Source organism: Sphingomonas sp. TDK1 (genome assembly GCF_001650735.1).
Taxonomy (GTDB): domain Bacteria; phylum Pseudomonadota; class Alphaproteobacteria; order Sphingomonadales; family Sphingomonadaceae; genus Sphingomonas.
The window spans coordinates 53,149-74,766 of sequence record NZ_LXVY01000016.1; the positions used below are offsets into that span (position 1 = coordinate 53,149).

A 21,618-nucleotide genomic window follows, 5' to 3' on the forward strand; every position below is an offset into this window, starting at 1 on the left:
CTTACCGGGCCGGAGCGGCGGCCGGCGCCTGCCGCGCCGCTTCGGCCAGACCGGGATCGAGCTTGAGCATCACCGCAACCATGTCGTTGCGATAGCTCGCATCCTTCGGCGTCAGCTGCAGCGCCTTGCCCCATTCGCGGCGCGCGCCCTCCAGATCGCCGGACCGTGCCAGCGCGATCCCATGATAGAAGGGCGGCCCCGGATGGCTCGGGTTCAGCTCCACCGCCTTGTCGAACGCATAGCGCGCGGCAGGCGAAAGCTGGTCGCCGTCATGCTCGGCCATCGCGAGACCCAGCCCCGCCCATAGCCCCGGATCGCCGGGCGCCTTGCGCACCGCGCCCAGCATCACCGTCGCGGCAAGCTGCGGGGCGCCTGCCCGCGTCATCGCGTCGGCCGCCATGAAATAGCTATAGTCGAAGTTGAACCGGCCGAAGAGCCCCTCGCGCACCGCGATCAGATCCGGATCGAGCGGCCGCACGCTGGCGACGCCTTCCACCGGATGGTCCGGCAGGCCCGGCTGCCCCTGCCAGGCATAGCCCGCGCCCGCGAGCATGATCGCCATCGCGGGCAGCGTCCAGAGCCGCCTGGGGAAGCGAATGAGTAGCAATAGCGCAATTACCAGCAGCGCAAAGGCGCCAAAGACCACCCACCCCATCATGCGGCCTTCCTCCTGAACAGCCGTCGCGCGATCAGCAGGCCGAGGCCGAGCAGCACCAGCGGCGCGATCCACAAGGGCGCGGTCACCCAGCTGAGCGGCGGGTCATAGGTGACATAGTCGCCATAGCGCTCCATCAGCCACTTGCGGACCTGCGCCGGCTGCTCGCCCGCCGCGATCCGCTGACGCACCAGCGCGCGCATCTCGCCCGCCATGTCGGCATCGCTGTCGGCGATGCTCTGTCCCTGGCAGACGAGACAGCGCAGCGTTTCCATCAGTGCCTTGGCCTGCGCCTCCTGCTCGGCATCGGCGAGCTGCGTATAGGCGAGCGGCGATGCCGGCAGGTTCGAATCCGCCTGCGCAGCACCGGCCAGCAGCAATGCGGCCACCAGAAGGACGCGCCTCACTGGGCCTCCTCCAGCGCGAGCAGCAGCTTGGGCACATCCTCGGGGCGAATGTCGCCGATATGCTGGTCGACAATCACCCCGCGCGAATCGATCACGAAGGTCTCCGGCACGCCCGAGGAGCCGAGCGCGAGCTGGGCGCGCATCGCATGGTCGTCGCCGATGCGGCTATACGGGTCGCCGTTGCGGGCGAGGAAGGCCTGCACGTCGGGCGTGGCGTCGCGTACGGCGATCGCGTCGATCTCGGCCCCCGCCTGGCGGAGCTTCAGCAATTGGGGCGCTTCGGCCACGCACGGGATGCACCAGCTGGCGAACACGTTGAGCAGCCGGGGTTTGCCCTTGGGCCATTCCTTGGTGTCGATGCCGGGCTTGTCCGCCAGCATCGGCGGCAGGTGCAGCGCGGGCAGCGGTTTCCCCACCATTGCCGAGCGGACGATGCGATCGCTCGGCTGGATCAGGCCGTTCACCACCAGCGCGAAGACGAGCAGGAACAGCGCGAGCGGCAGCCAGATCAGCAGCTTCTTCATGCCCATTCCTCCTGCGCCCGCGCGTCGCGGCGGGCACGCAACACCCGGCCCAGCAGGGACAGGATGCCGCCCAGCGCGATCAGCCCCCCGCCGGCCCAGATCAGCGTGACGAACGGCTTCCACCACAGGCGAAGCTGCCAGCGCCCAGCCCCGTCCGCGGCGCCGAGCACGGTGTAGACCTGGCCGTCCCAAAGCGTCGCGATCGCGGCTTCGCTGGTGTTGGTCGGCGGGTTGGCGAAGAAGCGCTGCTGGGGCAGCAGTTCGAACGGCGCGCCGGTCCCGCGCTGCACCTGCAACCGCGCCTCCATCGCCGACCAGTTGGGGCCGACGGTGGGCCGCACCTCGGTCAGGGTCACCTTGAAGGGACCAACGGCAAGATTGTCGCCGATGGCAACGGCCGCCAGCCGCTCCTGCTTGAACAGCGTGTCCGCCGCCATGCCCGCCAGGCTCACCGCCATGCCGAGATGCGCGACGACCATGCCGTAGATCGGCAGTGGCGTGCGGCGCAGATTGCGCTTCCACAGCGGCGCGACACTCGCGGCCGCCAGCCCGAAGGCCAGCGCCAGCACCAGCACCGCGATCGGCGAGGCGAAGCCCGACAGCGCGAAGAATAGCGCGAACGCCACGCCGCTGATCGCCACCGGGATCGTAAGGCGCGCGAGCAGCGCCTGCGCCGAATCCTTCCGCCAGCGCAGCAGCGGTCCGGCCGCCGTGCCGGCGATCAGGAACAGCGCGATCGGCACCGCGGTCTTCTCGAAGAAGGGCGCGCCGATCGAGAGCTGCACGCCCATCGCCTGCGCGACCAGCGGATAGAGCGTGCCGATCAGCACGATCCCCAGGATGACGCTGAGCAGCAGATTGTTGAGCACCAGTGCCGCCTCGCGGCTGACCAGCTGGAAGGTAGCCCCCTGTGTCACCGTCCCGACCCGCGCCCCGAACAGCGCCAGTGCGCCGCCGATATAGATGCCGAGCAGCGCGAGCAGGAAGCTGCCGCGCGTCGGGTCCACCGCAAAGGCATGGACGCTGACGAGAATGCCCGAGCGGACGAGAAAGGTGCCGACCATCGACATGGAGAAGGCGACCACCGCCAGCATCAGCGTCCAGGCGCGCAGCCCGTCGCGCGTCGCCAGCACGTTGACCGAGTGGAGCAGCGCCGTCGCCGCCAGCCACGGCATCAGCGAGGCATTCTCCACCGGATCCCAGAACCACCAGCCGCCCCAGCCAAGCTCGTAATAGGCCCAGTAGCTGCCCGCGGTGATGCCGATGGTGAGGAAAATCCAGGCGGCGAGCACCCAGGGGCGCATCGCCTTGGCGAAGGCGGGGCCGACGTCGCGCATCAGCAGCGCCGCGACCGCGAAACTGAACGCGACCGAAAGCCCGACATAGCCGAGATAGAGCGTCGGCGGATGGAAGGCGAGGCCGGGGTCCTGCAGCAGCGGGTTGAGCCCCTGCCCGTCCGCCGGCGCGGGGTTCAGCCGGGCAAACGGGTTCGAGGCGAACGCCAGAAAGGCGTAGAATCCGATCGCGATCGCCGCCTGCGCGGCGAGGGTCGCCGACAGCGTCGCCGCCACCAGCCGACGCTCGAACAGGGCGACGCCCGCACCGGCCACCGCCAGCACGGTGACCCAGAGCAGCATCGAGCCCTCGTGATTGCCCCAGGCGCCGGCCACCTTGTAGAGCATCGGCTTCTGCGAATGGCTGTTCTCCGCCACCAGCAGCACCGACATGTCCGAGGTGACGAACAGCCAGATCAGGAGCAGGAAGGCCAGCAGCGCGAACAGCGCCTGGACCAGCGCGATCTTGCGGACGCCGGGCAGCATCGCCGCGGGATCGGTCCCCCGTGCGGCAGCGGCGCCGAGCATCAGCTGCGCGATGGCAAAGGCAGTGGCGAGCCAGAGGGCCGCAAGCCCGGCTTCGGCGATCATTGCTCCAGCGACTCGCTCTTGTGCATCTTCCCCGCCATTTGCGGCGGCATGTAACGCTCGTCATGCTTGGCGAGCAGGTTGTCGGCGGCGAAGCTGCCGTCCGGCTGGAACTGGCCTTCGGCGACGACGCCCGATCCTTCGCGGAACAGGTCCGGCGTCACGCCGCGGAAACGCACCGGCACCACGTCCTTGCCATCGGTGACCTTGAAGGCAATCGACACGCCATCCTTGGCGCGAACGAGCGAGCCCTTCTCGACCATGCCGCCCAGCCGCACCGCCTTGCCCAGCGGCAGCGGCTTTCCGGCGACGTCGCCGGGGGCATAGAAAAAGGCCGCCTGGTCCTTCAGCGCGGAAAGCGCCAGCAGGGCCGCGCCGATGATCGCCGCCACCGCGAGCAACGCCAGCGTCAGTCGTTGATGCTTTGCCTTCACGGGCGACGCCCCAGCGCTTCGGCGGCGGCTTCCGCGCGGCGCATCGCCCACCAGCTCGCGGCGGCGACACCGCCGGTACCGATCGCCACCACCAGATAGGCGGCCGTCACGAAGCACCAATGGTTCATTGCGCCGCCCTCCGCCGCAGCCGGGCCTCGACCTTTTGCTGGGCGAGCAGTGCGCGCATCCGCATCAGCACGATCGCGCCGAACAACAAGCTGAACCCCGACAAGGTGAACCAAAGCGGCCAGAGCATCGAGGCGTCGATGCTGCTTCGGGTGAGCCCGATGCTTTCCCCCTGATGCAGCGTATTCCACCATATCACGGAATAGCGAATGATAGGCAATAGCACCGTTCCGGCGACGCCGAACAGCGCAGGGATGCGGCCGTCACCGCTCCGTTCGGCATCGGCGCGGGCGAGCGCGATCCAGGCGACATAGACGAAGAAGAGGAGCAGCATGCTCGTCAGCCGTCCGTCCCATTCCCACCAGGTGCCCCAGGTCGGACGTCCCCAGATCGAGCCGGTGATCAGGCAAAGCGCGGCGAAGATCGCCCCGACCGGCGCGATGGCGCGCGCGGCGACGATGGCCAGCGGGTGCCGCCAGATCAGATAGCTCAAACAGGCTACCGCCAGGCTGCTCCACCCGCCCATGCCCAGCCAGGCGGTCGGCACGTGAATATAGAGGATGCGGACGCTGTCCTTCTGCAGATAGTCGGCGGGCGTCTGGGTAAGACCGGCCCAGGCGCCGAACAGCGTCAGTGCAAGACCTACCCAGAACAGGGCAGGCGTCAGCGGCCGGGCGATCTTGAGGAAGCGCGCCGGATTGGCGAGGGCGTGAAGCATCGGCACACGCAGAGGATTAGCCGGGTTTCTCCCCCGATTCCAAGCAGCGATTGCATCGGTCCGCCCCTCCTTGCGCATAGGGTTGCAAAGCCGTGCAGCCTCCGCTACCCGGTCCCCGTCATCTGGGGAGTAGCCAGTCGGTGCCGCGCGCACCGGGCGCCCGCGTCAACATACTTGGTCGAGAGGCCATGGCGCAGGCGGAGCCGCAAGGTTCGGGCGAGACCAATGGCGTCGCATTTCCGCTCGTGCCGGGCGGGGAGATGCGATGTCGTTGGATTCGCATCCGCCCGGCCCCGGAGATTGCCTTGGAAGCCCTGCTCACCTCCACCGCGGTGGTTGCGCTCGCCGAAATCGGCGACAAGACCCAGCTGCTGGCGATCCTGCTCGCCACCCGCTTCAAAAAGCCGGTGCCGATCATCTGCGGCATCTTCGCCGCGACGATCGCCAACCACTTCCTGGCCGCGCTGGTGGGTGCCGAAGTCGCCGGTCTGCTCGACAGCATCTGGTTCCGCTATGCGATCGCCGCCTCGTTCGTCGCGATGGGCCTGTGGACGCTGATTCCGGACAAGCTCGACGAGGACGAAGCACCCAAGCCTGCCCGGTTCGGTGCGTTTCTCACCACCGCCATCGCCTTCTTCCTGGTCGAGATGGGCGACAAGACGCAGGTCGCCACGGTGGCGCTCGGCGCGCGCTTCCATGCGGTGCTGCCGGTGACGGCGGGCACGACGCTGGGGATGATGCTCGCCAATGTGCCGGCCGTATTCCTCGGCAAGGCGGTGATCGACCGCGTGCCGCTGACGACCGTGCACCGCATTGCGGCGCTGCTGTTCATCGCGATCGGCCTGTGGCTGGCGGCGCAGACGGCGGGCTGGTTGTAAGTGCCTAACGCCTCCCCGGGACGGACAGGGGGACCGCGCGGCGCACGCCGCGTGGTGGAGGGGCCGCCGCAGCACGCGGCGGTTGTCCTTCAAACGCGAAAGACCGCGCCTTGCGGCGCGGCCCCTCCACCATGCTGCGCATGGTCCCCCTCCCCGTTCCGGGGAGGAATTTCAGAAGATTACCGCCCGATCAGGCGCTGGGCGATGCGGTCGGCGACGTCGCTCGACGGATCGCCGGTCGCTTCGCTCTCGTCCCACACCTGGTTCAGGCGCACCGGGATCTTCTCGACCCGCGCATCGACCTCGGAGCGGTCGCCCTGCCCCAGATATTCGAGCGCGACGTTGATGATGCCGCCCGCGTTGATCACATAATCCGGCGCATAGACGATGCCGCGCGCATGCAGGCGGTGGCCGTCCTCGCGCGTCGCGAGCTGGTTGTTCGCGCCGCCGGCGACGACGCGCACCTTCAGCGCCGCGATCGACTGTTCGGTGAGGATCGCGCCCAGCGCGCACGGGCTGAGGATGTCCGCCTCGTGCGTCAGGATCGCATCGGCGTCGATCGCCTCGGCGCCCAGCTCGGCGGCCAGGGCCTTGGCGCGGTCACCGTGCACATCGGCCAGGGTCAGCTTGGCGCCGTCCGCCGCCAGCAGCCGGGCAAGCCCGCCGCCGACCGAGCCGACGCCCTGGATCGCGACGCGCACGCCCGCCATCGTATCGACACCCAGCCCGCGCTTGGCCGCTGCCTTGACGCCGAGATAGACGCCGCGCGCCGTCACCGGGCCCGGATCGCCGCCCGCGTTGCCCGCCGCCACCGGCAGGCCGGAGACATGCTTGGTCTGGGTCGCGACGACCTTCATGCGGGCTTCGGACATGCCGACGTCTTCGGCGGTCACATAGCGGCCATGGAGCGACTCGACCGCGCGGCCGAACGCTTCCAGCTGCGCCTGGGTCACTTCCGCGCCCGGCTTGTCCGCGAGGATCACGCCCTTGCCGCCGCCCATCGGCAGATCGGCCATCGCGTTCTTGTAGCTCATCCCGCGCGAGAGGCGGAGCGCATCGGTGATCGCGGCGCGGTGATCGGCATAGTGCCAGAAGCGCACGCCGCCGGCAGCCGCACCCAAGGCGGTCGAGTGGACCGCGATGATCGCGCTAAGGCCGGAAGCCCGATCCGAGAAGAGGTGAACGCCCTCGTGGTCGTCGAAATCGGGAAAGCCCCAGTCGGTGATCATGGATGGATCCGCGCTGTGATGAAGGGGGGAAGTGGGGCGACCAACGGGAATTGAACCCGCAACCTCTGGTACCACAAACCAGCGCTCTAACCAATTGAGCTATGGTCGCCGTGAAGGAGTGCGCGCTTAGCGGGCTCCGAAGCGGAGCGCAAGAACCTTACGCGCATTATCCTCGCGAAATTTTAACAGCCTCCTCCGGCGTCGTCACGCCCGACCGCGCAAGCGCCCGCGCCGCGGAGCCGAGATTGGGTGCGCTGATGAACGCATGCCGCGCCAGAATCGCCGCGTCCCCGCCATCGTTGATCAGCCGGCGGATCGTGGCATCGCCCCGAATCGCCTCGAACACGCCGGTATGCCCGGCAAAGCCGCTATGCCCGCACGCCTCGCACCCGACAGGCGCATGCACGATCGTGCCGGGATCGAAGCCGAGCAGCGCCGAGACCGAGCCGGTTGCCTGCACCGGCTCGCGGCACGCTGCGCAAAGCCGCCGGATCAGCCGCTGCCCCAGCACCAGACTCAGCGCGGAGGCGAGATGAAAGGCCTCGATCCGCCAGCTGCGCATCTGCTGGATCGCCGCGACCGAATCGGCCGCCGCCACGCCGGCGAGCACCAGCCGCCCCGCCTGCGCCGCCTGCACCGCCGCTGCCGCCGCCGCGCGATCCTCAAGCGAATCGATCATCAGCACGTCGATGTCCTGCTCCACCGCCGCGCGCACCGTCTCCGCCGCCGCAACGGTGGACGCATCGGCCCAGGCCACGCCGGGCAATTCGCCGAGCACATGAGCGGCCACACCCAGGCCGGGTCGCGTCCGGGTGGCGGCAAGGCCCAGCAGCGTCTGCAACGTCGTGCTGCGCCCGTGCCCCGCCGGTGCCGCGACGAGCACCAGCCCGGCCCCGTCGAGCGCCGCCCGCACCTGCTGCGCGAGCGGACAGCTCATCCCCAAGGCTTCCAGCTTGCGGTGGCCGGTCTTGCGCGCGGCACGCTGCAACACGATCCGCTGCCCGCGCCGCAGCGGCAGCATCGACACGTCGAGCGGCTCCTCGTCCCACGCCAGGCGGCCGCGCTGGGGCAAGGGCGATGCAGGCGAAAGGCCGGCCGCCGCCGCGATGCGCCGCACCAGCACGCCCCCCTGGAGGGCGTCGAGCTCGCGATAGCCATGGAGCAGCCCCGCGGAGCGGAACGCGATGTCGATCCCGTTCCCGCTTGGCTCCAGATGAATGTGCGAGGCTTCGAGCTGCGCTGCGTCCTGCAGCAGCACGCTCAGGGGGAGCTGCCCCTCGGAAGCACGCCGCGATGCCTCCAGTTCGGCAGCTTCCAATTCCTGATCCCTTTCGATCTGCACGACGCCCCCCGTTGGACGCCGCTCCGCTACGCATAGTTTATGACGCTCGACCTGCATATTTGTGACAGTCGCGCGTCATGGTGGCGCACCGCCCCCGGTTTTGGCAGAAGTCCGCCGATGCAGACCTCCCTCTCTCCCGATCTGGGCAGTGGCCACCCGTCCGAAGCGGTGGTCGAGCGGATCCTGACCTATCCCGGCGTGCAACGGGTGCCGAGCCCCAAGGTAACGCTGTTCGTCGCGCGCAACTTCCTCGACGCGGGGCAGTGCCGGGCACTGATGGCGCGGATCGACGAAGAGCGCCGCCCGTCGACGCTGGCAAATGCCGGCGACGACTATGCGTTTCGCACCAGCGAAACCTGCGATCTCGCCGCCGACGATCCGCTGGCGATCGATCTCAAGGCACGCATCCTGGGCTTTATCGGGCTCAACCCCGATCATGCGGAGCCGATGCAGGGCCAGCGCTATGCGGTGGGCCAGGAGTTCAAGGCGCACACCGACTATTTCGATCCCGGCAGCGAGGATTTCGAGAAATATTGCAGCGTCGCCGGCCAGCGCACCTGGACGGTCATGCTGTACCTGAACACGGTGGAAGCCGGCGGCGCCACGCGGTTCAAGGCGATCGACAAGATCGTCCAGCCCGAGCCCGGCAAGCTGCTCGCCTGGAACAATCTGCGGCCCGACGGCACGGTGAACCCCGCGACCATCCATCACGCGATGAAGGTGCGCGCGGGCACCAAATACGTCATTACCCAGTGGTTTCGCGAGCGCCCCTGGGGCTGGTGAGCGGAGGGCCCGTGCGCCTCGGCGCCGGGCCCTCCCCCCTTCCCGGCGTCAGAAGCTGGTCGAGAGCGACAGCTGCACCGTCGTTCCCGGCGAATAGCGGTTGTAGACCACCGTCCGCGTGCCGTTCGACTGCAGTTCCTTGTACCGGCGGCCGGTCAAGTTGCGCGCCTCGAACTTCACGTCGAACTGATGGCCCGCCACCATCACGCCCTGGCGCGCGACGAAATCGAGGTTGAACCCCGGATATTCATACACGTCGGGCTGGTTCTGGTTGGCGATGCCCCGGCTGGTGACGCGCTTGCTGGCATAGGAGAGGATGAAGGTCTGCTGCGACAGCAGCCCGCTCTTCTCCATGCCGAGCTGCAGGTTCACCAGATGATCCGACTGGCCGGTAAGCGCCGCGCCATCCCGGAAATAGTCGGTCGCGTTGGTCGACGACGCCGCGTAGACGGCGGTGCGGTCGCCCTGCTGCACCTTCAGCTTCGACTTGGTGTAGGTGTAGTTGGCGATCAGCAGCAGGTCACGATCGGTAAAGAAGGGCCCGCTCAGCCAGTCGCCCAGCCCGAACTTCTTCTGCGCCTCCACCTCGGCGCCGTAGAGGTCCGCCTTGGGCGCGTTGGCATAGCTGGTCACCAGCGTGTCGCTGCCGGTGATGAAGGCTTCGATCGGCTTGTCGATCCGCTTGTAGAAGGCCGCCGCCGACACGCGCTGGTCGTTGCTGATATACCATTCGAAGCGCCCCTCGCCGTTGTACAGCGTGCTGTCCTGCAGCAGCGGGTTACCCTGATACTGGCGGTTCGTTTCCGGATCGAAATAGAATTGATAGATCAGCTCGCGGAACTGCGGCCGGGCGATCGTCTTCGATCCGTTCAGGCGGAACTGCATCTTCGGGCGGAACTGCCAGGTCAGCGTGGCCGCCGGCAGCCAGTAGTCGTTGTTGAGGTTCGTGCCCGCGGTGCTGGCGCCCGGCGTCTTGAACACCTGCGCCGGCGTCACCTTTTCCTTCGCCGTCTCGTAGCGCACGCCGGTGTCGATCGAGAGCTCGGGCGTGATCTGATAGACCGCCCGGCCATAGCCGGCATGGTTGCGCAGCGAGGCGTTGAAGGCCGGATTGCCTTCGTTGGTCTCGATCAGCTGGATCTTGTAAAAGTCGATGATCCCGCTGCCGAGCAGCAGGTCCGGGCGCAGCATGGCGACGGCGTTCGGGAAGGTGCTGGGCGCGCTGAACTGGAAGTCGCGACGCGAGCTGAAGCGCTTGGTCTTCAGATAGCTGTAGCCCACCGAGAGGCTCAGGTCGGTGATCGGCTTGAACGTCAGGTCCGCCCCCGCCGAGTAAAGGTCCTCGTTCAGGTTGGAATAGCTTACGGTCGCGTCGCCGCCATTGCCGTTGTTCAGGCGGTTGATGAAATATTTGCCGTACGGATCCGCATCGACGTTGGTGCGGACATATTCGAAGAACAGCTCGCTCGGCGACTTGCGCTTGGAATTGGCATAGCTGCCGCGCAGGTCGAGGCTGAGGTTCGGCGTCAGCTTGAACTCGCCGACCAGCTGGGTGTCGATCAGCTGGCGCTCGAACCAGCGCGTATCCTGTTGCTGGAAGTCGGTCACATCGTTGCCGTGGCGCTTGCCGATGCCGAGGCGCGAATTCTTCAGCGTGTCGCGGATATAGACGCTGGTCCAGCGCAGCTTGTTGTCGCCGAACTCGAAGCCCATGCCGAACAGGCCGTTCAGCACCACGCGATTGTCGGTCAGCACGCGCTCGAAATCGCTTTCGAGCACGGACAGGTCCTGGGTGATCGAATATTGCTGGCGCGAATCCCGCACCGTCCACTTGTTGCTGTAGCCGGCGGTGGCGATCAGGCCGAGCGTGTTCTCGCCCACGTCCCACGACTTGCCGGCAGACAGGCTGGCGGACCAGTTGGGCGGCAGGTTGGCGTTGCGCTGGAGCAGGCCGTTCTTGCCGGTAACCAGCTGCTTGGCGATCGCGCCGCTATCGACGGTGCCGGAGCTGAGCCGCGCGCCGCTGTCGAAATAGCCCTGGAGCGCGGGTGGCAGATTGCGGCTGCCGTCGTCGAAACCGGTCCAGTCGTGGCCGCCGCCGGCATAGACATAGCCCAGCTGGCCGGTCGTGCGGCTGTTGCCGCCGATGCCGCCGCTGATGGTGACGAAGCCCTGCTTGGGCGCGGCATTGGTGGTCAGGTTGATCACGCCCCCGCCGAATTCACCCGGATAGTTGACCGAGTAGCTCTTCTGGACGAGCGACGAGGATACGACGGTGGTCGGGAACAGGTCGAGCGGCACGACGCGCTTGAGCGGTTCGGGGCTCGGCAGCGGCGAGCCGTTGAGCAGCGCCAGCGAATAGCGATCGCCCAGGCCGCGCACGAAGACATAGCCGTTGCCGACCACGCTGAGGCCGGTGACGCGGCCGAGCGCGCCGGCGATGTCGCCTTCACCGGTGCGCTGGATGTCGGCCGCGGAGAGGACCGACACCACCTGCGGAATGTCGCGCGTGAGGTTCGCGCGGCGGCCGGTGACGACGATCTCGCCGGGGACGGAGACGTCCGGCGTATCCTCCTGTTGCGCATCCTGCGCGGCCACCGGCTGGTCGGCGGCGCTGGTGGCCGGGCCGGTCTGCGGCTCGGGCGTGGCGGGCGCGGTCTGCGCGCGCGCGATCGCGGGCGCGACGAGCGCGGAAGAGAAGAGCAGCAGGCTGGCAAGCCCCAACGACTTGGTCATCGTGAACCCCTAGTTCGTACATCGGGAAAGGGCGGAGCGTGCCCATCTCGGCCACGCCCCGCCCTCCGGTCAGGTCAGGCTTGGCCTCAGGTCGTCGGCAGCGCGGTGCACGAGCGGCCGGTCACGGTCGCGTTGTCGAACGCGGCATAGCCCGAGTTGCAGGTCCAGCCGGCGTACCAGGTGTCCTGCGCGTTGCGGACGGCGCCGACCCAGGTGGTCGTGTCGAAGAAGCCGGTCGAGTCGAGCGTCTTCGGATCGGTCGCGACCAGCGCGGTCTCGGCGGTGCCGTTCACGAACAGGTTCGCCAGCGTGTTGACGAAGCTGTCGCTGTTGTTGTTCGAACCCGCGCCGAACGCCGTGGCGACCTGGGTGGCGTTGTAGGTGCCGGTGCCCAGATACTTGGTCGCGTTGCACTGCAGCGCCACCGAACGGGCCGTCAGCGTCGCCGGCGTGGTGCCCGAACCGTTCATGCGGAGGCACTCGTTGTTCGGCGAGATGATCAGGCCGTTGACCAGCGTCAGGTCGGCATTGCCGCGCAGCAGGATCGAAGCGAGATCGTTCGATTCGTTGTTGCTGCTCACCTGGCTCTGGATGCCGGTGAAGTTGGCGACCTTGGTCACCTGGCGCGGCGTGTCGGATTCGGCGCCGTTGCTGTCCACTTCCATCAGCGCATCGCCCTGGCCCGGACGCTGGATCAGCAGGACATACTGGAACAGGCCCTGCAGACCGGTGTCGATGTCGAGGCTGTCATCGTCGGCGCCGGTGGCGATATAGTGCTTGAAGCGCACCGAGCCGCCGAAGAATTCCGCACCGTCGTCCGAGCTGTTGTGGCTCTGGATATAGTCCAGGGTCGTGCCGCTGCCGATGCCTTCGGTGGTCAGCGCCTGCAGCTCCTTGTCCGCGCCGAGCACATAGCCCGAGAAGCGGATCTGGACATACTTCATCGTACCGGCATTGTAGGCGCTGTCGGCGCCGCCGAACACGGCCGGGTCGGCCGAGCCTTCGGTCGCGCGCTCGCAGGTGCCCGCGCCGGTCGAGCCGGTGTTGCAGTCGGTGATCGGCGCGCGGCCCATCAGCACCACCCCGCCCCACTGGCCGAACGACGCATCGTTGTTGATGCCGATGACGTTGTCACGGCTGGTGAAGATGATCGGCGCGGCGGCGGTGCCGGTCGCGTTGATCTTGTTGCCGCGATTGACCGCCAGCCACGAGGTGCCGGTGCCGCCGAACAGGATCACGCCCGGCTGGATGGTCAGCGTCACGTTGGTGTCGGCAGCGAGCTGGCCGCCGGTCAGCGAGAAGCCGTTGGCGGCGGTGCAGCCCACGGTCGAGCTGGCGCGCGGGGCGCCCGAGGTCGGTGCCGAGAAACCACCGTCGCAGCCGACGTCGACGCGGCCCTTCATCTGGTAGAGCAGGCCGGCGATCTTGGGCAGCTCGACGCTGCGCGAAATGATCGAGGGCAGCGTGCAGACACGCCAGGTGCCGGTCGGGCCGGTGATCGTGCCATCGTCGGTCAGGCCCTTGGGATCCGCGATCGTCGGACAGCCGGTGGCCGGAGTGACCAGGGTGGCGGTCGGCGTCGGGGTCGGGCTCGGCGCGGGCGTCGGTGCCGGATTGTTGATAATCACGTTGCCACCCGTGCCCGGCGAAGCAATGTCGTTCGCGCCGTCGCACGCCGAAAGCGCGGCCCCCGCGCAGCTCGTCATCAGAATAAGGGCAAGGCGTTTGAAGCTGGCCATAATGTCTCCGTTCCGGCGGACGCCGGTATGTGCGCGAATGCGATTCTTGCGGGATCGACTCGGCTGTTCCCCCGTCGGCCGCAGGGCCGCGCTAGGCGGAAGACATGACTCCAACATGCGAGGTCAGAGACATTTCAGAGGCAAATAAATTACAGTTCGGAGACAAGGGCTTGGTTAGGCCTTGTCCGTCAAAGCCCCGCGGTGAGGACGACCCCGATGCAAACGGCCACACCAGCAACCGCCTGACGCGCGCTCAGCGCTTCCCGAAATAGCCGATGCCCTGCCAGGGCCGCAATCGGCATCTCCACAACGCCGAGCGACCGCACCGCCGCCGCCGGAGCCAGATTAAGCGCGAAAAACCAGCCGGAAGACGCCAGGGCCCCGAACAGACCGGCACCCAGCGATCCCCGCCACCCGGCGAACACCGCACACAGAGCCGCCGGATCGCGCCGCAACAGGAACAGGACGAGGCCGACCGTCTGCACCGCCTGCACGAGGGTGACGCTTGTCATCGCCGAGAAGAACGGATGCCGCGGCTCCAGCGCGAGGCCGGCATGACGAAAGCCGTTGAGCGCCAGACCGAACAACAGGCCCGAAATCATGCCGAACACCACCCCCGGCAGCAGTCGCCCTTCACCGCCGACCTTGCGCGGCCAGACCAGCACCGCCAGCCCCGCGGTCGTCACCGCCACGCCGATCCACCCCAAGGCGCTCAACCTGTCCCCGAACACGACGAGGCCGGCCAGCGCGGCCAGCGGCACCGAACTCTGCTGCAGCGCGGTCCCTACCGCGAACCCCGCATGGTGCATCGCCTGGAGCAACGCCGCGGTCGCCAGCACCTGCGCCAGAGCCCCCAGCAGTGCCGGCCACCAGAAGGTCCAGCCGAAAACGGGGTGTAGCTGCGCAGGTCCGGCAAGCAGAATGGCGAGCAGCATCAGCGCCGTCGAGAAAGGCAGACCGAACAGGAAGCGGACCAACGTAGCGCCCCATGGCCCGCTCGAGGCCATCATTCCGCGCTGAAAAGCGTTGCGCGCCACCTGGAACGCCGCCGCCGCGACCGTTGCACCCGCCCACAACATCGAACTCGTCTCCTCCGCGCCCCTGCGCGGCAATCAGCGAGACCGGCACTCGGGATGGCGAGCCCCTATCGCCTCGCAAAGTGCCGAACAACGAAAAAGCCCGTCGAACCGGGGTCCGACGGGCTTTTCGATATGGTGGGCGCGGCTGGGATTGAACCAGCGACCCCTGCGGTGTGAACACAGTGCTCTACCACTGAGCTACGCGCCCATTGGCCTGGCGGTAAAAACCGTGTCGGCCGAAACGGGAAGCGGGCCTTTACGGTGCGCTCGCGGGTCTGTCCAGCCCCGTTTCGCACCCCGCCCGCAAATTTTTCGGCGCTTAGTTGACCGAGTCCTTCAGCACCTTGCCAGGCTTGAACTTGGGCTGGTTCGAAGCCTTGATCGTCATCTCCTCGCCGGTGCGCGGATTGCGGCCGGTCGAGGCCTTGCGCTTGCTGACCGAAAAGGTGCCGAAGCCCACGAGGCGCACTTCGTCGCCCTTCTTGAGCGCGCCGGTGATCACGTCGAACACCGCTTCGACGGCCTTCACCGCGTCACCCTTGGCCAGACCCGAAACATCGGCGACCTGACCGATCAGCTCTTGCTTGTTCATGCTGGTGCAAACCCCCTTGAATTTTATGCGGGATACCGCGTGGATTAGGATTGGATAGCCGAATGAGTCGCGGCGGCTGCGCTGGCGTGCGAGTCAGCACGGGCGAGCCGCCGGAGTCAAAGCCTTTCGGCTTGAATTGCGTCAGAAAAGTTACGGAATGTCAATGATGCAGCGCGTCTCCGATTGCCGGAACGCCGGCCGGCGGCTGCGTAGCGAGCTCATCTGCATCCGACCAGTCGATTGCGGTGAGCGGCTCGGTCAACGCCAGCCGCAGCACCTCATCGACATGGGCCACCGGAACAATTTCCAAGCCTTCCCTAATATTCGCAGGGATTTCGGCGAGGTCCTTCTCATTCTCTTCCGGAATCAGCACCTTCTTGATGCCGCCCCGCAACGCCGCGAGAAGCTTCTCCTTGAGGCCGCCGATCGGCAGCACGCGGCCGCGCAGCGTAACTTCGCCCGTCATCGCCACGTCCTTGCGGACCGCCACCCCGGTAAGCGTCGAGACGATCGACGTGACCAGCCCGATGCCCGCCGACGGACCATCCTTCGGCACCGCGCCTTCCGGCAGGTGGACATGGATGTCCTTGCGCGCGAACAGGCTCGGCTTGATGCCGTAGCTCGGGCTGCGCGCGCGAACGAAGCTGAACGCGGCTTCCACCGATTCCTTCATCACGTCGCCCAGCTTGCCGGTCGTCTTGATCGCCCCCTTGCCGGGCACGGTGACGCTTTCGATGGTCAGCAGCTCGCCGCCCACTTCGGTCCAGGCGAGCCCGGTGACCGCGCCGATCTGGTGCTCCTCCTCGCCCACGCCGAAGCGGAATTTCCGCACGCCGGCATAGTCCGAAAGATTCTCGGGGGTGATGGTGACCTGGGTCTCCTTGCCCTCAAGGATCTTGCGCAGGCTCTTGCGCGCGAGTTTGGCGATCTCGCGCTCCAGCGTCCGCACGCCGGCCTCGCGGGTATAGTAACGGATCAGGTCGCGCAGGCCTTCGTTGGTGAGCGTGAACTCGCCGTCCTTCAGCCCATGCGCATCGACCTGCTTGGCGACCAGATGTCGCTCGGCGATCTCCACCTTCTCGTCCTCGGTATACCCTTCCAGCCGGATGATCTCCATGCGGTCGAGCAAAGGCTGGGGCAGGTTGAGCGAGTTGGCCGTGCACACGAACATCACGTCCGAAAGATCGATGTCGATCTCCAGATAATGGTCGTTGAACTTGCTGTTCTGCTCCGGGTCCAGCACCTCGAGCAGCGCCGAGGCGGGGTCGCCGCGGAAGTCCTGGCCGAGCTTGTCGATCTCGTCGAGCAGGAACAGCGGGTTCGAGGTGCCGGCCTTTTTCAGGTTCGACACGATCTTGCCCGGCAGCGAGCCGATATAGGTGCGGCGATGGCCGCGAATCTCGGCCTCGTCGCGCACGCCGCCCAGCGACTGGCGGATGAACTCGCGCCCCGTAGCCTTAGCGATCGACTTGCCGAGGCTGGTCTTGCCCACGCCCGGCGGGCCGACGAGGCACAGGATCGGCCCCTTCAGCTTGTTGGTGCGCGCCTGGACCGCGAGATATTCGACGATCCGGTCCTTCACCTTCTCCAGGGCATAGTGATCCTGGTCGAGCACGCCCTGCGCCTCGGCGATGTCCTTCTTCAGCTTGGACTTCTTGCCCCAGGGCAGGCCCAGCAGTACGTCGAGATAGTTGCGCACGACGGTGGCCTCGGCCGACATCGGCGCCATCGTCTTGAGCTTCTTCAGCTCGCCCTGCGCCTTGGCGCGGGCTTCCTTGGAGAGCTTGAGCGTGGCGATCTTCTGGGTGAGTTCGGCAACCTCGTCGCCCTCGCCCTCTTCGCCCTCATTGCCCAGCTCGCGCTGGATCGCCTTGAGCTGCTCGTTGAGGTAGTACTCGCGCTGCGTCTTCTCCATCTGGCGCTTTACGCGGCTGCGGATCTTCTTCTCGACCTGCAGCACGCCCAGCTCGCCCTCCATGAAGGCGAACACCATTTCGAGCCGCTTCTGGGGATCGTTCTCGACCAGCAGCGCCTGCTTGTCGGCAACCTTGACCGAGATGTTGGCGGCGACCGCATCGGCAAGGCGCGACGGATCCTCCAGCTCGCCAAGCTGCACCGCGGTCTCGGCCGGGAGCTTGCGGTTGAGCTTGGCATAATTCTCGAACTGCTCGACGACCGAACGCATCAGCGCCTTCAGCTCCGCGCTGAGATTCTCGGGCGTCAGCTTCGAACCGGCCTCGTCGACACCTTCCTGCGCGGCTTCAAGGGGCGCGTCGCCCTCCTCGACCGGCTCCACATGGGCAGTGAGATAGGCGCCGGTCTCCTCGATGGAGAGAAGGTTGCCGCGCTCCTTGCCGGCAACGAGAACGCGCACCGTGCCATCGGGCAACTTCAGCAATTGAAGGACTTCGGCCGACACACCGGTATCGTACAGATCTTCGCGGCCGGGATCGTCCTCGGCCGGATCGAGCTGCGCGACGAGGAAAATCTCCTTGTCGGCAGCCATTGCCGCTTCCAACGCCGCAACCGACTTATCACGGCCGACGAACAGCGGCACGATCATGTGCGGGAAGACGACGATGTCGCGAAGCGGCAGGACGGGATAGGACTGCTTCATGAAAACTCCGGGTCGGTCCCCAGTTGGGGCACCATAGCCTTATATATGGGGCCTGAAACGAGCGCATCAATCAGAACGGGGCATAAACCCAGATTGCGGTGGAAAACGCCAGCCCGACCGTCGAATCTCCGCGCTCGCCATGCGGTGCAGCATCGCTATCATGCCGCGCAGCATGTTGATTCGTTGAGGGTTCGATCACCCGCAAGGCTCTGGGGATGAATTTGATAAAGCCGAAGATTGGGGCTGCCACCCTCGCGTTGCTGGCAGTCGCGGGCACTGCCCACGCGCAAAGGCGGGGCGAACCTCCGATCACGCCGACGACTCAGGCTTCGGGCGGAGCGATCGATCCGGCGCGCGCGGCCCTGCATCTGGAACATGCCGATCTCGCCATTGAGGTCGTCCCTTCCACGTACACGCTCCATGGCACAGCCACCCTGACCCTGCGGACCAATGCACCCCAAAACGAATTGCAGATCGATCTCGATCGCAATCTGCAGGTTAGCGCGATCCGCATCGACGGCAGGGCGCTGGCGCCCGCACAGTGGCGCAACCCAGAGGGGCGACTATTCATCGCCCTGCCCCGTCCCCTGAAGGCCGGCGACCGTGTGACGGCCGAGATCAGCTATGGCGGCACACCGCATGTCGCAGTGCGCGCCCCTTGGGACGACGGCCTGGTCTGGTCGACCACGCCTGGCGACAAGAAGCCTTGGGTCGCCACCACCGCCGAAGGCTATGGCTGCGACTTGTTCTGGCCCTGCCTGGACTTTCCGCAGGGTGAGCCCGATCTGGTCGACCTGCACATTACCATCCCCGCAGGCCTCAAGGCGCCGTCGAACGGCAAGCTGCTGCGGGTGGAGACGCTCGCCGATGGGCGGACCACCTGGCATTGGCGTGCCAAGAGCCCCAACCCGTATGACGTGGCGATCAACATCGCGCCCTATCAGGAGCTGACGGCCGAATATAAAAGCCGCTTCGGCAACAGCTTCCCGCTCCAATATTGGTATCTGCCGGGGCGCGAGGCCAAGGCGAAGGCGCTGTTCGCCGAGTTCGCGCCCACCGTCGACTTCTACGAAAGCGTGATCGGGCCCTTCCCCTGGGGCGACGAGAAGCTGGGCGTGGTCGAGACCCCGCATCTCGGCATGGAGCACCAGACCATCAACGCCTATGGCAACAACTATCGCAAGACACCGTCGGGCTTTGACGAGATCTTCCAGCACGAACTGGGCCATGAATGGTTCGGCAACCAGCTGACCGCGGGCAACTGGGACGATTACTGGCTGCATGAGGGCTATACCCAATATATGCAGCCGCTCTACGGCCAGTGGCGCGAAGGTGATGCCCGCTATGCCGCGATGATGGACGAGTTCCGCCTTGCCATCCGCAACAAGGCGCCCATCGTCTCGGGCAAGATCCGCGCCGAGGAAGAGGTGTATGAGGAGGACAAGGGCGGTCCTGGGCAGGACATTTATTACAAGGGCGCCTGGGTTCTCCACACGCTGCGCTATTTGATCGGCGACGACCAGTTCTTCGAGGTGACCCGCCGCATCGTGTATGGCCGGCCGGATCCCAAGCCCGGCAATTTCAAGCCGCGCTTCGGCACCACGTCCGAATATGTCGGCATCGTGAACCGGGTTACCGGCAAGGACCTGCGTTGGTTCTTCGACGTCTATCTTTATTCCGCGGCCCTGCCGGAACTCGTGCGCGAGCGCAGCGGCGATCGCCTGACCTTGCGCTGGAAGACGCCAGGCGACCGCCCCTTCCCGCTGCCGGTGGACGTCTCGATCGACGGCAAGGTGCAGAAAGTGGCGATGCCGGACGGCACCGCGACGCTTGCAGTGCCAGCCTCCGCGCATGTGGTGGTCGATCCGGACGCCCATATCCTGCGCCGTTCGGAAGCGGTGGAAGCGCTGCAGCAGTGGAGACAGCAACGATGATCGCCATCGTCGATCCCGCGCCAGTGGGCGCGCCGGGCCTGGTGGCGTTGCTGCTGGGCATGCTGCTGTTCGTCGCCGCCTTGGTCTTTGTCCGGTGGCGCAAGGGCGCGGCGCGAGAGGCCGTCGCGCATCGCAGCAGCAGCGCAAATCAGGGCATCGTGCTGCAAGCGACAGGCTTCCTTCTCGTAGCCATAGGACCCTTGCGCCCGAGCCTCCCGGCCGCTTCGGCGGCGGCGGTGGGGCAAGCGGTCGTCGTCGCACTGCTGATCGGCACCTGCGTCAGCCTGTTCATCTCGGCCGCCGTCGCGATGGGGCGCAACTGGAGCATCGGCGCCCGCACCCGGCGGGACCATGACCTCGTGACCTGGGGGCCCTTCGCCGTGATACGCCACCCGATCTATACCGGGCTCCTGGCGCTGCTCCTGGCGCTAAGCGTCGCCTTCGGTCATTGGCGCGGGTTGATCCTCGGCCTGCCCCTGTTCGCCTGGGGCACCTGGATCCGCATCCAGGCCGAGGAAAGCCTGTTGCTCGCCCATTTCGGCCGCCAGTACCAAGCCTATGCGGCACGCGTGAAACGCTTCCTTCCCGGGATCTTCTGAGCCGCATCCGGGCGCAGCCGCAGGCACCCCGGCTTGCATCCGTCGTCCAGCTCTGCAAACCTGTTCCGGCACCACGAGATCCATAACGACTAGCCGGGGTGACGAATGAAGATGCTTTGCGGCATGGTGCTGGGCTCCGTGCTGACGCTCGCTGCTTTGCCGACGATGGCGCAGGAAGACGTCCGTGCCGAGGGCGACTGGACACATGCGGCCACCGGCATGGTGTTCCCGGAGCGCCTGGGCAATGCGATGCGTACGCGCGTGCACGCTTATGATGCCGAGCAGCAGGACGTCAGCGCCGGCTATACCCTGCGCCGCAATGGTGACCTCGGCTTCGTGACGCTCTACGTCTATCCCGCCCCGCCCGAGCGGGACTGCGCGGCGAATTTCGCCGATATCGAGCGCAATGTTGCCCAGGCCTATGCCGATGTGAAGCTGGTGGAGCACGATCGCTGGCCCTCCCCTTCGGGCAGCGTGCCGGATTCCGCCTATCACGCGCGCTTCACCATGACCGGCACGCTCGACGGCAAGGAGCAGGCGCTCACTTCCGAAAGCTATCTGTTCTGCCCAGCAGGCGGCGCATGGCTGGTCGCCGCCCGGGCCAGTTGGGCACGAAACAGCGACCTGCAGCAGGCCTTTGTCGACTTATTGAAGGGGCTGGCATGGCCGGCCAAGCTGGATACGCCGCCGTCGGAAAAGTGACCGCTCAGGCGGCGGCGCGCCGCATCGACCACAGCCGGGGGCCGTTCGGAACGCGCCACTCCTCGCTCACCGCGAAGCCGAAGCGCTGGTACAGGCCCAGATTGCTCTCGGTCCCGGTTTCCAGATAGCAGGGCATCCCGGGCGGCACCGCCGCAAGGCCCGCGCGGATCGCCGCACCGCCCAGCCCGCGTCCCTGTGCGGCAGGATCGCAGCCGGCGATGTGCAGATAGTGGAACGGCTCCGCCGGAAAGCGATGCTCCACCGCTCCGCTGACCCGCAGCGCGCGCGGCAAAGCGCCCCGCAACGCGCCGATCAGCGCCGGCCCGTTCAACAGCATCTCGATCAGCCCGACCTTGGCCCTGCCCGGCGCGCGCCACAGGGTCACCGCCGCGCCCTCTTCGACCAGAAAGCCGCGCCCGCCCTTGAGGTCCGATGCCGTGAGCAGCGAAAAGAGGCGCGGCAATTGATGCTGCCGCGCCGACGGATCCGGGAGGATGAAGGAGAAGATCGGGTCTTCGGCAAAGGCCCGCGCGAGCATCGTTGCGATGGTCGCGCGGTCTCCTTCGCTTGCCGGCCGTACGGCAATGGATCGTTCCATGGGA

Annotated in this window: 20 protein-coding genes, 2 tRNA genes and 1 riboswitch; of the genes, 5 read left to right on the top strand and 17 right to left on the bottom strand. The window is 66.9% G+C overall.

All coding sequences use genetic code 11. The annotated features are described in order from the left end of the window. Position 1: 1 nt before the first annotated feature. The 7 genes from A7X12_RS10305 to ccmC are packed head-to-tail and all read right to left on the bottom strand — an operon-like array spanning position 2 to position 4,786. Positions 2 to 658, bottom strand: coding sequence for a tetratricopeptide repeat protein (locus A7X12_RS10305; protein WP_232318451.1), 657 nt, complete (start codon positions 656 to 658; stop codon positions 2 to 4). Further along, entirely contained in the window at positions 655 to 1,062 is a 408-nt protein-coding gene (locus A7X12_RS10310) for a cytochrome c-type biogenesis protein (RefSeq protein ID WP_064311545.1), read from the bottom strand. The genes A7X12_RS10305 and A7X12_RS10310 overlap by 4 nt, the downstream gene beginning before the upstream one ends. After that, positions 1,059 to 1,586, bottom strand: coding sequence for a redoxin family protein (locus A7X12_RS10315; RefSeq protein ID WP_064311546.1), 528 nt, complete (start codon positions 1,584 to 1,586; stop codon positions 1,059 to 1,061). Before A7X12_RS10315 ends, A7X12_RS10310 begins: the two co-directional genes overlap by 4 nt. Then, on the bottom strand, positions 1,583 to 3,511 hold the full coding sequence (locus tag A7X12_RS10320; RefSeq protein ID WP_064311547.1) for a heme lyase CcmF/NrfE family subunit: 1,929 nt from the start codon (positions 3,509 to 3,511) through the stop codon (positions 1,583 to 1,585). Before A7X12_RS10320 ends, A7X12_RS10315 begins: the two co-directional genes overlap by 4 nt. Further along, positions 3,508 to 3,942 carry a cytochrome c maturation protein CcmE gene (gene ccmE / locus A7X12_RS10325; RefSeq protein WP_064311548.1) on the bottom strand — a complete coding sequence of 145 codons (435 nt, stop codon included), beginning with the start codon at positions 3,940 to 3,942 and terminating at the stop codon, positions 3,508 to 3,510. Before ccmE ends, A7X12_RS10320 begins: the two co-directional genes overlap by 4 nt. Continuing rightward, on the bottom strand, positions 3,939 to 4,070 hold the full coding sequence (locus A7X12_RS26590; protein WP_269747813.1) for a hypothetical protein: 132 nt from the start codon (positions 4,068 to 4,070) through the stop codon (positions 3,939 to 3,941). The genes ccmE and A7X12_RS26590 overlap by 4 nt, the downstream gene beginning before the upstream one ends. Beyond that, positions 4,067 to 4,786 carry a heme ABC transporter permease CcmC gene (gene ccmC, locus A7X12_RS10330; protein WP_198161990.1) on the bottom strand — a complete coding sequence of 240 codons (720 nt, stop codon included), beginning with the start codon at positions 4,784 to 4,786 and terminating at the stop codon, positions 4,067 to 4,069. The genes A7X12_RS26590 and ccmC overlap by 4 nt, the downstream gene beginning before the upstream one ends. A 111-nt stretch (positions 4,787 to 4,897) precedes the next feature. Further along, a riboswitch (yybP-ykoY riboswitch) is annotated at positions 4,898 to 5,081 on the top strand. 10 nt (positions 5,082 to 5,091) lie between these two features. Between ccmC and A7X12_RS10335 the strand changes: the two genes are divergently transcribed. Beyond that, positions 5,092 to 5,664, top strand: a complete 573-nt coding sequence (locus A7X12_RS10335) for a TMEM165/GDT1 family protein (protein WP_064311585.1) — start codon at positions 5,092 to 5,094, stop codon at positions 5,662 to 5,664. 179 nt (positions 5,665 to 5,843) lie between these two features. On the opposite strand, the gene A7X12_RS10340 is transcribed toward A7X12_RS10335, so the two are convergent. From A7X12_RS10340 to A7X12_RS10350, 3 genes are all read right to left on the bottom strand, one after another. Beyond that, entirely contained in the window at positions 5,844 to 6,893 is a 1,050-nt protein-coding gene (locus tag A7X12_RS10340) for a Glu/Leu/Phe/Val family dehydrogenase (RefSeq protein ID WP_064311550.1), read from the bottom strand. Between the two features lie 32 nt (positions 6,894 to 6,925). Beyond that, positions 6,926 to 7,002 (bottom strand) — tRNA-His (locus A7X12_RS10345). A 57-nt stretch (positions 7,003 to 7,059) separates the two neighbouring features. Further along, entirely contained in the window at positions 7,060 to 8,235 is a 1,176-nt protein-coding gene (locus A7X12_RS10350) for an ATPase, T2SS/T4P/T4SS family (RefSeq protein WP_232318452.1), read from the bottom strand. Between the two features lie 117 nt (positions 8,236 to 8,352). On the opposite strand from A7X12_RS10350, the gene A7X12_RS10355 reads away from it, so the two are divergent. Next, positions 8,353 to 9,018 carry a prolyl hydroxylase family protein gene (locus A7X12_RS10355; protein WP_064311551.1) on the top strand — a complete coding sequence of 222 codons (666 nt, stop codon included), beginning with the start codon at positions 8,353 to 8,355 and terminating at the stop codon, positions 9,016 to 9,018. A 48-nt stretch (positions 9,019 to 9,066) separates the two neighbouring features. Here the strand turns inward: A7X12_RS10355 and A7X12_RS10360 are convergent, their stop codons facing one another. The 6 genes from A7X12_RS10360 to lon form a co-directional block, all read right to left on the bottom strand. After that, entirely contained in the window at positions 9,067 to 11,754 is a 2,688-nt protein-coding gene (locus A7X12_RS10360) for a TonB-dependent receptor domain-containing protein (RefSeq protein WP_064311552.1), read from the bottom strand. Between the two features lie 86 nt (positions 11,755 to 11,840). Continuing rightward, complete coding sequence (locus A7X12_RS10365; protein ID WP_064311553.1) at positions 11,841 to 13,493, bottom strand: hypothetical protein; 1,653 nt, start codon at positions 13,491 to 13,493, stop codon at positions 11,841 to 11,843. 188 nt (positions 13,494 to 13,681) lie between these two features. Continuing rightward, positions 13,682 to 14,572, bottom strand: coding sequence for a DMT family transporter (locus A7X12_RS10370; RefSeq protein WP_064311554.1), 891 nt, complete (start codon positions 14,570 to 14,572; stop codon positions 13,682 to 13,684). 133 nt (positions 14,573 to 14,705) lie between these two features. After that, a tRNA-Val gene (locus A7X12_RS10375) sits at positions 14,706 to 14,780 on the bottom strand. 111 nt (positions 14,781 to 14,891) lie between these two features. After that, on the bottom strand, positions 14,892 to 15,164 hold the full coding sequence (locus A7X12_RS10380) for an HU family DNA-binding protein (protein ID WP_064311555.1): 273 nt from the start codon (positions 15,162 to 15,164) through the stop codon (positions 14,892 to 14,894). 160 nt (positions 15,165 to 15,324) lie between these two features. Then, entirely contained in the window at positions 15,325 to 17,781 is a 2,457-nt protein-coding gene (gene lon, locus A7X12_RS10385; protein ID WP_064311556.1) for an endopeptidase La, read from the bottom strand. Between the two features lie 215 nt (positions 17,782 to 17,996). Between lon and A7X12_RS10390 the strand changes: the two genes are divergently transcribed. From A7X12_RS10390 to A7X12_RS10400, 3 genes are all read left to right on the top strand, one after another. Continuing rightward, positions 17,997 to 19,715, top strand: a complete 1,719-nt coding sequence (locus A7X12_RS10390; protein ID WP_064311557.1) for a M1 family metallopeptidase — start codon at positions 17,997 to 17,999, stop codon at positions 19,713 to 19,715. Next, the gene (locus tag A7X12_RS10395; RefSeq protein ID WP_064311558.1) at positions 19,712 to 20,314 is read left to right on the top strand and encodes a methyltransferase family protein; all 603 of its coding nucleotides are present in this window, start codon (positions 19,712 to 19,714) and stop codon (positions 20,312 to 20,314) included. Before A7X12_RS10390 ends, A7X12_RS10395 begins: the two co-directional genes overlap by 4 nt. A gap of 105 nt (positions 20,315 to 20,419) precedes the next feature. Continuing rightward, positions 20,420 to 21,016: a hypothetical protein gene (locus A7X12_RS10400; RefSeq protein WP_064311559.1), complete on the top strand. Its 597-nt coding sequence runs from the start codon at positions 20,420 to 20,422 to the stop codon at positions 21,014 to 21,016. 4 nt (positions 21,017 to 21,020) lie between these two features. Here A7X12_RS10400 and A7X12_RS10405 read toward each other — a convergent pair whose 3' ends face one another. Further along, positions 21,021 to 21,614, bottom strand: a complete 594-nt coding sequence (locus tag A7X12_RS10405) for a GNAT family N-acetyltransferase (protein WP_064311560.1) — start codon at positions 21,612 to 21,614, stop codon at positions 21,021 to 21,023. Positions 21,615 to 21,618: the final 4 nt, after the last annotated feature.

What these genes read in the sequence shown, in the direction of transcription:
- A7X12_RS10340 (WP_064311550.1), bottom strand. Translation starts at nt 6,893, where the DNA reads ATGATCACCGACTGGGGCTTTCCCGATTTCGACGACCACGAGGGCGTT.
- A7X12_RS10320 (WP_064311547.1), bottom strand. Translation starts at nt 3,511, where the DNA reads ATGATCGCCGAAGCCGGGCTTGCGGCCCTCTGGCTCGCCACTGCCTTT.
- A7X12_RS26590 (WP_269747813.1), bottom strand. Translation starts at nt 4,070, where the DNA reads ATGAACCATTGGTGCTTCGTGACGGCCGCCTATCTGGTGGTGGCGATC.
- A7X12_RS10305 (WP_232318451.1), bottom strand. Translation starts at nt 658, where the DNA reads ATGATGGGGTGGGTGGTCTTTGGCGCCTTTGCGCTGCTGGTAATTGCG.
- A7X12_RS10360 (WP_064311552.1), bottom strand. Translation starts at nt 11,754, where the DNA reads ATGACCAAGTCGTTGGGGCTTGCCAGCCTGCTGCTCTTCTCTTCCGCG.
- A7X12_RS10405 (WP_064311560.1), bottom strand. Translation starts at nt 21,614, where the DNA reads ATGGAACGATCCATTGCCGTACGGCCGGCAAGCGAAGGAGACCGCGCG.
- lon (WP_064311556.1), bottom strand. Translation starts at nt 17,781, where the DNA reads ATGAAGCAGTCCTATCCCGTCCTGCCGCTTCGCGACATCGTCGTCTTC.
- A7X12_RS10380 (WP_064311555.1), bottom strand. Translation starts at nt 15,164, where the DNA reads ATGAACAAGCAAGAGCTGATCGGTCAGGTCGCCGATGTTTCGGGTCTG.
- A7X12_RS10355 (WP_064311551.1), top strand. Translation starts at nt 8,353, where the DNA reads ATGCAGACCTCCCTCTCTCCCGATCTGGGCAGTGGCCACCCGTCCGAA.
- A7X12_RS10365 (WP_064311553.1), bottom strand. Translation starts at nt 13,493, where the DNA reads ATGGCCAGCTTCAAACGCCTTGCCCTTATTCTGATGACGAGCTGCGCG.
- A7X12_RS10315 (WP_064311546.1), bottom strand. Translation starts at nt 1,586, where the DNA reads ATGAAGAAGCTGCTGATCTGGCTGCCGCTCGCGCTGTTCCTGCTCGTC.
- ccmC (WP_198161990.1), bottom strand. Translation starts at nt 4,786, where the DNA reads ATGCTTCACGCCCTCGCCAATCCGGCGCGCTTCCTCAAGATCGCCCGG.
- A7X12_RS10390 (WP_064311557.1), top strand. Translation starts at nt 17,997, where the DNA reads ATGAATTTGATAAAGCCGAAGATTGGGGCTGCCACCCTCGCGTTGCTG.
- A7X12_RS10400 (WP_064311559.1), top strand. Translation starts at nt 20,420, where the DNA reads ATGAAGATGCTTTGCGGCATGGTGCTGGGCTCCGTGCTGACGCTCGCT.
- A7X12_RS10395 (WP_064311558.1), top strand. Translation starts at nt 19,712, where the DNA reads ATGATCGCCATCGTCGATCCCGCGCCAGTGGGCGCGCCGGGCCTGGTG.
- A7X12_RS10370 (WP_064311554.1), bottom strand. Translation starts at nt 14,572, where the DNA reads ATGTTGTGGGCGGGTGCAACGGTCGCGGCGGCGGCGTTCCAGGTGGCG.